At 55.8% G+C, this 11,260-nt stretch carries 12 protein-coding genes; 4 read left to right on the top strand and 8 right to left on the bottom strand.

All coding sequences use genetic code 11. From position 1 onward, the window contains the following. Window positions 1-17: 17 nt before the first annotated feature. Together ABJI08_RS04720 and ABJI08_RS04725 are read left to right on the top strand one after the other, a co-directional pair. On the top strand, window positions 18-374 hold the full coding sequence (locus ABJI08_RS04720) for an OB-fold nucleic acid binding domain-containing protein (RefSeq protein WP_348400671.1): 357 nt from the start codon (window positions 18-20) through the stop codon (window positions 372-374). Between the two features lie 59 nt (window positions 375-433). Next, window positions 434-973 (top strand): peptidoglycan-binding domain-containing protein, encoded by a 540-nt coding sequence (locus tag ABJI08_RS04725; protein ID WP_348400672.1) that lies wholly within the window; start codon window positions 434-436, stop codon window positions 971-973. A 49-nt stretch (window positions 974-1,022) separates the two neighbouring features. On the opposite strand, the gene ABJI08_RS04730 is transcribed toward ABJI08_RS04725, so the two are convergent. The 7 genes from ABJI08_RS04730 to ABJI08_RS04760 form a co-directional block, all read right to left on the bottom strand. Next, a complete protein-coding gene (locus ABJI08_RS04730; RefSeq protein WP_348400685.1) occupies window positions 1,023-2,468 on the bottom strand; it encodes a Do family serine endopeptidase in 1,446 nt (481 codons plus the stop codon). Window positions 2,469-3,011: 543 nt separating this feature from the next. Next, the gene (locus ABJI08_RS04735; RefSeq protein WP_348400673.1) at window positions 3,012-3,209 is read right to left on the bottom strand and encodes a DUF2065 domain-containing protein; all 198 of its coding nucleotides are present in this window, start codon (window positions 3,207-3,209) and stop codon (window positions 3,012-3,014) included. Continuing rightward, the gene (locus ABJI08_RS04740; RefSeq protein ID WP_348400674.1) at window positions 3,206-4,078 is read right to left on the bottom strand and encodes a protease modulator HflC; all 873 of its coding nucleotides are present in this window, start codon (window positions 4,076-4,078) and stop codon (window positions 3,206-3,208) included. Before ABJI08_RS04740 ends, ABJI08_RS04735 begins: the two co-directional genes overlap by 4 nt. A 1-nt stretch (window position 4,079) precedes the next feature. Beyond that, complete coding sequence (gene hflK, locus ABJI08_RS04745; protein WP_348400675.1) at window positions 4,080-5,210, bottom strand: FtsH protease activity modulator HflK; 1,131 nt, start codon at window positions 5,208-5,210, stop codon at window positions 4,080-4,082. 77 nt (window positions 5,211-5,287) lie between these two features. Beyond that, window positions 5,288-6,643 carry a glutathione-disulfide reductase gene (gene gor, locus ABJI08_RS04750; RefSeq protein WP_348400676.1) on the bottom strand — a complete coding sequence of 452 codons (1,356 nt, stop codon included), beginning with the start codon at window positions 6,641-6,643 and terminating at the stop codon, window positions 5,288-5,290. Between the two features lie 14 nt (window positions 6,644-6,657). After that, entirely contained in the window at window positions 6,658-7,446 is a 789-nt protein-coding gene (gene rpiA, locus ABJI08_RS04755; RefSeq protein WP_348400677.1) for a ribose-5-phosphate isomerase RpiA, read from the bottom strand. 122 nt (window positions 7,447-7,568) lie between these two features. After that, complete coding sequence (locus ABJI08_RS04760) at window positions 7,569-8,003, bottom strand: MarR family transcriptional regulator (protein ID WP_348400678.1); 435 nt, start codon at window positions 8,001-8,003, stop codon at window positions 7,569-7,571. A gap of 77 nt (window positions 8,004-8,080) precedes the next feature. Between ABJI08_RS04760 and ABJI08_RS04765 the strand changes: the two genes are divergently transcribed. Next, a complete protein-coding gene (locus ABJI08_RS04765) occupies window positions 8,081-8,530 on the top strand; it encodes a hypothetical protein (RefSeq protein WP_348400679.1) in 450 nt (149 codons plus the stop codon). Between the two features lie 139 nt (window positions 8,531-8,669). Next, window positions 8,670-10,043 (top strand): L-serine ammonia-lyase, encoded by a 1,374-nt coding sequence (locus ABJI08_RS04770; protein WP_348400680.1) that lies wholly within the window; start codon window positions 8,670-8,672, stop codon window positions 10,041-10,043. Here the strand turns inward: ABJI08_RS04770 and ABJI08_RS04775 are convergent. Beyond that, window positions 10,040-10,849 carry a lytic transglycosylase domain-containing protein gene (locus ABJI08_RS04775; protein ID WP_348400681.1) on the bottom strand — a complete coding sequence of 270 codons (810 nt, stop codon included), beginning with the start codon at window positions 10,847-10,849 and terminating at the stop codon, window positions 10,040-10,042. The two genes, ABJI08_RS04770 and ABJI08_RS04775, sit on opposite strands and share 4 nt — an antisense overlap. Between the last annotated feature and the right edge of the window lie 411 nt (window positions 10,850-11,260).

Here is an 11,260-nt window from a genome sequence, read left to right on the forward strand (position 1 = left end):
TGTTCTATATTTGTTCTATGCAAATTGCACCTCGCCCCACATGGCCACGCCCACCGTCTGCGCTGCCTGCCGTCCGCCTGATCGAACCGCCAAATGGCGCACGCATCAGCGTGGCCGGTTTGGTGATCCTGCGCCAACGCCCCGGCACCGCCAATGGTGTCATCTTTGTCACTCTCGAAGACGAAACCGGCGTGGTAAATGTCATCGTCTGGCGCAGCCTGTATGAACGCTTTCGCCGCGCGGTTATCGCCGGGCGTATGTTGCGGGTTACGGGGCGTATTCAGCGCGAAAACAATGTCACCCATGTCATCGCCGAACGGGTTGAGGATATTTCGCCAATGCTGGACACACTTCTGTCCCCATCGACGGCCTAAGGCTTTTGGCGACGGACAAAACAGGGTAGAACAGGGCAAACAGAACACGAGGCCCGAGCATGCCCACCCGACCCGTCCTTTTCCCGGCCCTGGCCCTGCTGGTCCTTTCGGCTTGCGAAGAAAAGATCGCGGATGTGCCCTATATCGCCGCTCTGGCGGAACCCGAAATCCTGCGGGCCGAAGACGCTGGCGTTCCCCCAGGCGCACGTCCGGGCAGCTGTTGGGGACGTGACATTATTCCGGCTGTTGTAGAAACCGTGACCGAACAGGTTGTCGTACAACCGGCCGAGGTGCTGGATGACGGCACCGTGCTGAACCCGGCGATATATCGCACCGAAACCCAACAACGCATTGTCCGCGAACGGCGCGAAACATGGTTCGAAACACCCTGCCCCGAGGTCTGGACCCCGGAATTCACCGCCTCGCTACAACGCGCCCTCAAGGCGCGCGGATTGTTTTACGGTTCGATCTCGGGCGAACAAGACTCGCGAACCCGCGCTGCGATCCGCCGCTACCAAAAAGCAGGTGATCTCAACAGCGCGATCCTGTCACTGGAAAGCGCACGGCGCCTTGGACTAATCGCTGTCCAGAGGGAATAAAAAGGGGCGCCAAAAGCGCCCCTGAATGCCTTCATGCAACGTGCTTAGGTCAGTCTTCCAGGCTCAGCGCCACAAACCGCGGCTCGCCTGCACGACGCACCAGCAGCAACAAGGATTTGCGCCCGGCCTCCACCGCTTCGGAAATGCGGTCTTCAAGATCGGTCACGCTCAGCAGCTTCTGCTGGCTTGCTTCGGTCAGGACATCACCTGCGCGCAGCCCCTTTTCAAACGCTTTGGAGGCTTCATCCACGTTTGTAACCACAAGCCCGGTTGTGCCGCTATCCACACCCAACTCTTCGCGCAGCTCTTCGGTCAACGGAATCACCGTCAGGCCAAGGATTTCTTTTTCCTGCGGTTCGTCTTGCGGTACTGGCTGGCTGGCGGGCACTGCTTCGGCCTCTTCGCGCCGACCCAATGTCACTTTCAACGTCTGCGTCTTGCCGTCCCGCAACACAACAACCCGTACGGCCTTGCCAACTTCGGTGTTACCGACCTGTTTCACCAGACCACGCACATCCGCGACCTCTTTGCCGTCAAAGCTCATGATGATGTCACCGGACTGCATACCGGCTTCCATCGCAGGTCCTTCGGGCACATCCGTGATCATGGCGCCAGATGCCGTTTCCAGGCCATCAATGGCATCAATCATGTCCTCCGACACGTTCTGAATACGCACACCCAGCCACCCGCGGCGAGTTTCACCAAATTCCTGAAGCTGTGTGACAACCTTTTTTACAACGTTAGACGCCATCGAAAAGCCAATCCCGATTGATCCGCCGTTGGGCGACAGAATCGCCGTATTCACACCAACAACTTCGCCATTCATGTTGAACAACGGACCACCCGAGTTACCCCGGTTAATCGCCGCATCCGTTTGAATGTAGTCGTCATAGCTGCCCGACAATGCCCGGTTGCGCGCAGAAACGATGCCAGCGGATACCGAGAAGCCCTGCCCAAGCGGGTTGCCCATTGCAATAACCCAATCGCCAACGCGCGATGTATCGCTGTCGCCAAAGTTCACAAACGCCAGAGGTTCGTCCGATTCCACCTTCAACAGCGCGATATCAGTGTTCTTGTCGGTACCAATCACCTTGGCTGGCAATTCTCTGCCAGAATAAAATTCGATCAGAATTTCATCCGCACCTTCAATCACGTGGTTATTTGTCACCACATAGCCGTCTTCGGAAATCACAAAACCAGACCCAAGCGCCGACGTCCGGCGCGGCCGGTCGCCATCCCCGTCACGGTCCTGAAACTCACGAAAAAAATCCTCAAACGGAGACCCTTCGGGCACAACACCTTGCGGGCCGGTGCGTCCGGCGACCACGGTCGACGTCGTTATATTCACCACTGACGGGCTGATTTTCTCAGCCAGATCAGCAAAACTTTCGGGACGGGCCTGTGCTGCGATGGATTGCGCAAGCAATAACATCATGGCCAACGCAGACAGCCAGATTACTCTGAATTGCGCCAGGTTCTGACGTGGGACAGCCATTGCTTGAATGGTCACTTGGTATCTCCTGTATAACTCTGTTCGGGTCGGCCGCCGTTTCAAAAAGCAAACCGTTGACGACAACATGGATGTAGGCACCATCTTGTGCAACTCAACGCCCTTCGCAAGTCTGCAATTTGATGTGATGAAATCGTGAGATGATTAACAAGTCGAAAACTGCGCGTTCTGTCAAAATCTGAACGACGCATTTGCACAAACCTGGAAATCCCGAGCGATTAGACTTGGCGTTTTTCGGACTCAAAATACGATCATGAAACTCGACTTCCTGATAATATAATTCAACAAAAACATAAGGGTACGATGATATGTGACAGAAATACTGTTGCAAATAATCTCACTCGCAGCCCGACGGACACAGCACATCAGTCTGTTGTGGATTAATAAACGCGTTATGGCATCAGCAACAAAAACCGCAATGATCCTGGCAATGGCGGAATTCCACCGATGCTTCACAACATAGTGACAGTTCGGTGCGCGCGTTTAATTTTCGCGTGTTTCATTTGTCGTAAAACCACAAACCCCGCGTCAGGCACCCAGCGATTTTGCCACCCAGACGAACACAACACCAACGCCCAGCGCCACCAGCCCCAGGGTCCGTCGCTGGCCCTCTGGCAGGCTACGCAACGCCTCCAGCAGGTCTTCCACAAGCGAAGGGGCCAGTGCATACACCAGCCCCTCTACAATCAACACCAGCCCAAAGGCCAATAGCGCTGTTCCAATCATGGACGTCCCTGATCGCTCTTCAGATAGTTAAAGAACTCGCTGTCGGGCGACATGACCATTGACGAATTTCCCGCCCCCAGCGCCGCGCGATAAGCTTCTAACGACCGATAGAAATCAAAGAACTCGGGATCCGCACCGTAAGCCGAGGCAAAAATGCCGTTGCGTTTGGCATCCGCCTCACCGCGTGTGATCTCGCTCTGACGATTGGCATCCGAAACAAGCTCAACCACAGTCCGATCCGCTTGCGCCCGCACGCGCTGCGCGGCTTCTTCACCACGCGCGATTTCGTCCGCAGCTTCCCGTTCGCGTTCTGCCCGCATCCGGGCAAAGGTCGCTTCCAGGTTGGCTTGTGGCAAGTCAGTCCGTTTCAGGCGAACGTCGATCACTTCAAGCCCAAGGCCACGCGCCTCGAATATTGCAGCGTCACGAATCCGGTTCATCAGCGACACACGATCCGACGACAAAACCGAATCCGACCGCACCGAACCCAGAACTTCGCGGGTTTGCGACCTCAGGATGTTATCCAGACGTTGTTCAGCCGCCTCGATCCCACCGGAACCAACAGCTTGCCGGAACTGTTGCACGTCAGCAATGCGATAACGTGCAAAAGCATCAACAACCAAACGGCGGTCATCCAGAGGCGTCACCTCCAATGGTCCTACTTCGCGGCTCAGAATACGGTCATCATACGTGACGACTTCCTGTATGACCGGAATTTTAAAGGCCAGTCCCGGCTCTTCCTTGACCGTAACGACCCGGCCAAACTGCAGCACCAACGCCTTCTCGCGTTCATCCACGATGAACAAAGACGACAGTGCCGCCGCGACAATGATCACCGCAATGGGCAAAAGATACGTAGCTTTCCGCATATCATTTCTCCCCTTTGCGAAGTTCGTTCAGCGGCAGATAAGGCACCACGCCCTGACCCGAGGACTGTTCGTCGATGATCACCTTGTCGATGCCACCCAGCACTTCTTCCATTGTTTCCAGATACAAACGCTTACGTGTGACATCCGGCGCCTTGCGATACTCTTCCAACACGGCAGAGAACCGGCTTGCTTCACCTTCGGCTTCGTTCACAACACGCGCCCGATACCCTTCGGCTTCTTCCAGAATCTGCGCCGCTTCACCACGTGCACCGGCCAGCACGCGGTTTGCATATGCATCTGCCTGCTTTTGCAGCCTGTCACGCTCCTGAGATGCCGATTGCACCTCACGGAAGGCGTCTTTTACAGGTTCTGGCGGATCGGCACCGTCAAAGTTGATCCGAACGACGTTCACACCAGAATTGTAGCTGTCCAGAGTTTCTTGAATCAGTTCTTGCAGCCTGTCGGCAATGATTCCCCGGTCCCTGTTCAAAACAGGTGCCAGTTCCGACTGCGCAATAATTTCGCGCATCGCAGCTTCCGCGACCGCACGAATGGTCGTTTCCGGGTCGCGCAGGTTGAAAAGATACTGCGCGGGATCAGAAATGTTCCAGACAACCTGGAAATCGATATCAACGATGTTTTCATCACCCGTCAGCATCAGGCCGTCGGTTGACCGCGAACTTGCCGGAATGTCTTCGGTTTGTTCACGAGACACCACAACGACCTCGGCTGACACAACAGGCCAGGGCGCAAAGTTCAGGCCCGGCTCGCCGGTTGCTGTGTATTTGCCTAAGAACAGCTCAACTGACTTTTCTTCGGGCTTGACTGTATAAAAACTTGCCATACCCCAAAGACCGACAGCGACTAAGAGGCCAATACCAACTGTGCCGCGAGTCAGACCGGGACCACCGCCGCCGCGCGAACCGCCACCATTTGGCCGTCCACCGCCGCCACCGCGACCACCCATCAAAACCTTTAACTGGTCCTGACCCTTTTTCATCAGATCATCGATGTCGGGTATTTGGGGGCCGTCACCGCCTTCGGGAGGGCGACGTCCGTCACCATTATTCCCGCGGTTTCCGCCGCCCTGATCGCCGCCCCCTCCCCAGGGGCCGCCAGTATTGCCTGCCATAAAGGTTCATCCCTTTCCTAATACGTCTTCGGCGCTGACCTTAACGTGTGGTCGGCGCCGGAATTTTCAACCCGGTTTTACGTGGACCGCACCGGGGCCTTCATTGTTACAATCTCTTCCGACATAGTGGGGTGCACCGCGACCGTGCGGTCGAAATCTTCTTTGGTTGCACCCATTTTGACGGCCACGCCTGCCAACTGGATCATTTCACCGGCACCCGGCGCCACAATATGACAGCCCAGCACTTTGCGCGTCGCTTTGCTGACCACCAGCTTCATCAGAACACGCTCGGCGCGCCCGGCAAAGCTTTGTTGCATGGGCTTAAAGCTCGTCGCGTAGACTTCGATTGGCTCCTGTTCCGCCGCTTCTTCTTCGCCCAGGCCCACAGTGCCAATCTCTGGCTGCGTGAAAATGGCCGTCGGGATCAATTCGTGATCCACTTTCGTTGGGTTGCCCCGGAACACCGTTTCCACAAAGGCCATGCCTTCGCGGATCGCCACAGGCGTCAGATTGACCCGATCCGTCACATCACCAACGGCGAAAATCGACGGCACACCGGTCTGGCTGTAATCGTCAACGGTAACTTCGCCTTTGCGACCCATCGCAACGCCGACATCTTCCAGACCCATGTTATCAGTGTTGGGGCGACGTCCGGTGGCAAACATCACCTGATCAAACAGCCGCTCGTCGCCGTTGGTGGCCTTGACCCAGATCTTGTCGCCTTCTTTGCACATCTCAAGAATATTGGTGCCCAGATGCACGTCGATCCCACGCTGGCACATTTCCTCGCACACCAACCCGCGAGTTTCATCATCAAATCCGCGCAGGATTTGCGCGCCGCGATAATACTGAGTTGTTTTTACGCCCAGCCCATGCATGATCCCGGCAAATTCGCAGGCAATATAGCCGCCACCGATAATCAGAATATCTTCGGGCAACTTGTCCAGATGGAAAATCTCGTTTGACGTGATCCCCAGTTCTGCGCCCGGCAGGTCTGGCATCACAGGGCGTCCACCCATCGCCAACAGGATATGTTTGGCTGTCTTCTTTGAACCGTCAGCCAGCTCAACCGTGTGGGCATCGACCATGCGGGCGCGCTGATCGAAAGTCTCAACACCATTGGATGCCAGAATATTCCGATACACACCTTCCAACCGGTCCAGCTCTGCGTGCAATTTGGTTTTGAACGAACTCCAGTCAAAGTCACCGGCCTGAAAATCCCAGCCATAGGCACGCGCATCATCGACCATGCCTGAATATTCGCTGGCAAACACCATCAGCTTTTTGGGCACGCACCCCCGGATTACGCAGGTTCCGCCATAGCGGTCTTCTTCGGCCAACGCGACTTTAACGCCATCCGCAGCCGCGACGCGCGCAGCCCTTACGCCACCGGATCCACCACCGATGACAAACAGATCATAATCAAAAGACATGCCTTAGTATTTCCTTAGTCCACGAGGTCTGTAAAAAGATTGTCGGTTTCGGCGAAATCCAACATCGCCTCTTCAATTGTACCGGCGTTGATGTCACGCACTTCCACGCGCCCGTCGCCATACCCAACGACAACCGCGTCACAGATATCGATAAACAAACCGTTTTCAACCACACCCGGCATCTGGTTCATCACCATCGCCAGCTGACGCGCATCCCCGATCCGGTTCAGATGCAGGTCCAGAATGTGGTTGCCTTCGTCGGTGACAAACGGCGCATCACCATTCATGCGCATGGTGGTCGAACGACCCAAAACATCCATACTGACAAGGGTTTCTTCAATCAACGCCTGTGTCGTCTGCCACCCATAAGGCACCACCTCAACAGGCAGCGGAAACGCACCCAGCGTTTCGACCTCTTTGCCGACATCCGCAATCACAACCATTTGATCACTCGCCGTGGCAACAATCTTCTCTTGCAGCAACGCACCGCCGCCGCCTTTGATCAGATTCAGATTCGCATCGAACTCGTCAGCACCGTCAATCGTGACGTCCAGCCACTTGGCCGCGTCCAGGCTGACAACCTCAATCCCGACTTCGCGGGCCAGCTGCGCCGTCCGTGTCGACGTCGGCACACCTTTGATCCGCAACCCCTGATCACGCACCATTTCACCCAGGCATCGCACCAGCCATGCGGCGGTTGATCCTGTGCCCAGCCCCACGCGCATCCCATCCTCAACATAATCCGTGGCCCGCTTTGCGGCGACGAATTTTGCCTTGTCGATCGGCGACAGTTCTCCGGTCATGGCGCGACTCCCTGCTTTGCTTTGCAAAGGTTATAGAAAAGAAGCGCGGCGGGGGCGAGAGCCAATTCAACGACATTTAGCCGATCCATATCGCCAGACGGCCAGTTTTGCATCTTAGCCGCCTATCCTGCCCGCTGCATCGTGGCCACCACACGTCGCATCAGCTCTACGAATTGAGCAGATTCTTCCGCGTCCAGACCACTCATGGCCAGAGCATTTTGTGCCATCGCCGCTGCCTTGGCCTCAGGCTCCAGCGCCCGGGCACGCGACGTAAGGCTAACAATACGCGCCCGTTTATCCGTTGCGCTGGGACGTCGCTCAATCAAACCATCCCGCTCCATCCGCCCAAGCGTGTTGGCCATGGTCGCCTGCTCCACTTCCAGATCCGCCACCAGATCCTTCTGGGTCACACCATCCTGCTCCCAAAGCGACAACAAAACCATGAATTGCGCCGGGGCCAGACCCAAATCCTGAATGCGCTGCGCCAGCCCGTTCGCAAAAAGCCGCGCCATATGATTGGCCAGATATCCCGGCGAGTCGTTTCTATCAAAAGTCATGACGTCAAAAAAACACTTGCATAGCAAACTATGCAATACTAAATAACATAGCATGCTATTAACCTAGGAGCGTCGCAATGAAACTGAAATTACACGCCATTGCCGGAACCGTCGCACTACTGACCATCTGCACCTTTTGGACCACCACGATTATCTCTGAAGTTATCGGGGACCATGCGCTTATCACGCAGGTCAAAACCGGTGTGCTGTATGGAATGTTCTTGCTGATCCCGGCCATGGCCACCGCTGGTGCCACCGGCGCAATGCTGGGAAAAGGCTGGCGCCTGCCTCAAGTCAAAAGAAAACAGGGTCGCATGAAAATCATTGCCGCCAATGGTATTATCATCCTTCTTCCCTGCGCGATTTTCCTCGCCACGCGCGCCCAATACGAACAGTTCGACAATTTGTTTTATATGGTTCAGGCCGCCGAACTGATTGCCGGTGCTACAAACATCACGCTGCTATCGCTAAATATGAAAGACGGCATGGCCTTGCGCACCCGCCGCAAAAAGCGCGCAGAAGCGTAAAAGGCAATTGAGACAAACATCACTGCCTCTCAGAGCGTGTTTCCGATAGGAAACGTCGCTTTGAGCTAGTTTGGGAAACTGGCCTGCGGTATCACCACGAAGTAACCAGCAACCCAATATTAAGAACTGAGTCTCGCACATGTTCCTTTCCGTATTCGACATGTTCAAGGTCGGCGTCGGGCCGTCATCTTCGCACACCATGGGCCCGATGATCGCCGCCGCGCGCTTTCTGGACGCCATGCGCGCGTCACCGTTTGAATTTCACGGAGTGCGTGCGTCACTGCATGGCTCGCTGGCATTTACCGGCGTAGGTCACGCCACGGACCGTGCCACTATTCTGGGTCTCGCGGGTTTTCTGCCAGACACATATGACCATCAAAAAGCAGATGCCGCGCTGGAACAGATCCGCGACACCCACACATTACGCCCCGAGAACTTACCGGAACTCAGATTTAACCCGAAACAAGACATGAAGTTCGACTTTGGCCCCAATCTGCCCGGCCATGCCAACGGGATGGTTCTGATGGCCACAGACGCGCAGGGCGACGTCACGCTTCAGGAAACCTATTATTCCATCGGTGGCGGCTTTGTGATGACGGCCGACGAACTTGCCGCTGGCATGGACACAGACGAAGGCGCACCGGTTCCCTATCCATTCAAATCTGCCGCTGAAATGCTGCAGATGGCGAAAACCTCGGGAAAGTCCATCGCTGCGATGAAAAAGGCCAATGAAATTGAACGCGGCGGCTCTGACAATCTCGCCAAAGGGTGCACGCGCATCTGGCAGGTTATGAATGACTGTATTGATCGCGGACTGACAACTGACGGCACCCTGCCCGGCGGCCTCGCTGTGCGACGTCGCGCCAAAACGATCCACGACGCGCTGCTGGCGGAACGTGGCATGAACCTCAGCGCGCCCCACACGATCAACGACTGGATGAGCGCCTATGCCATGGCGGTCAACGAAGAAAACGCCGCTGGAGGTCAGGTCGTCACCGCGCCCACAAACGGCGCGGCAGGGGTTTTGCCTGCGGTGATTCGCTATTGGCTGGATCATGTACCCGGCGCCGCGCCGTCCCGCATTGAGGATTTCCTGCTGACTGCGGCTGCGATTGGTGGGCTGGTGAAATTCAACGCGTCAATTTCGGGTGCCGAAGCCGGGTGTCAGGCCGAAGTCGGGTCTGCCGCCGCCATGGCCGCCGCAGGCCTGTGTGCCGTTATGAGGGGCACCCCGGAGCAAATAGAGAACGCCGCCGAGATCGCTCTTGAACACCATCTTGGAATGACCTGCGATCCGGTCAAGGGGCTGGTGCAGGTCCCATGCATCGAGCGCAACGGGCTGGGCGCAATCAAAGCCGTTTCAGCCGCGTCGCTTGCTCTGCGCGGTGACGGGCATCATTTGGTCCCGTTGGATTCAGTGATCGAAACCATGCGCCAGACCGGTGCCGACATGCATGAGAAATACAAGGAAACATCGCTCGGCGGTCTCGCTGTGAACATCCCCAATTGCTAACGCAGTGAAAAGACGCACCCGTCGGTAACCAATTGCGGTGGCGTCATGCACATTGCCCGCGCGACGCCAAATGCGGCCAGAACCTTAGGCACGTAATCACGTGTCTCCGAATATGGCGGTACACCATCATGCGACTGAATTGAATTCTCACCCGCATTATATCCGGCCAAAACCAAAATCGGGTCTGTTTTAAATTTCGCCATCAGGAAATCCAGAAACCGCACGCCCCCCTGAATGTTCTGTGTTGCATCAAGCGACTCTGTCACACCGAAACGTTCCGCCGTTGCAGGCATGAGTTGCATCAACCCTTGCGCGCCCGCGCCGCTTTCCGCGTCGCTGCGCCCACCAGATTCCACTGCGATAACGGCAACCACCAGCGCCGGCGACACCTGTGTGTCAATTGTCGCCTTCAAAATCTCCAGGCCGTGCTCCTCTACAATCGCACGCAATTCCGACAATCTTGGCGTGCGCACCCCGGCACCCGCCGGAGGATTTCCCAATCGCACAAGCGCGGGTTCCAACCGTCCGGGGCCCGTTTCACTAAAGGATGGCGAAATCGTTTCCCAAAACCACCCATAATTCTGCGCAACCGTTCCGGGAGCAGCCGCAGCAACTTGTGTGGTCGGCACTGCCACAGCAGCCACCTGTGGCTCAATCTGTATATTAATACGTTTACGTTGACCGGGTTTGGGCGGTTTGACCCGTTTCGCCTTAAAATCGGGAAACGCGGGTGGAGACTCAGCCTGACCTGGACTCACCAGCCCGGCCGCCAATAATGCAACCAATAAGGTATTGCGCCAATTCATTGATCATGCGCCTGTTTGTTTCTGCTCATCTTTCATTTTGCAGATTACGCGCCCTCAGGCCAGCCTTGGGGCCGTTTCAGCCGTGTTTTTGAGCACAGCTGTCGGCCAAATGTCACCCTTTGTTGCCGCATTTCAGATGATTTAGGTGAATTTTCAATTTTTTATTACACAAAAACAGAGTGTTACTAAGAAACCGTTAACAATCCCGCGTTGTGCGAAAATGGTGCCACTTGTGCCCAAATCCCGCCCCAATCCTTAGCGATAAATCAATCATACCAAGTCGGACAGGCATTTGAGAGAGACGCCTGATCATCCCGACAAGGTCACATTAATCAATGATCCTTTGGAGGGACACACTATGATCAAATTCATCAAAAACTTCCGCAAAGACGAAAACGGCGCTGTAACTGT

This window comes from Shimia sp., assembly GCF_039969785.1.
In the GTDB taxonomy this organism is placed as follows: Bacteria; Pseudomonadota; Alphaproteobacteria; order Rhodobacterales; family Rhodobacteraceae; genus Shimia.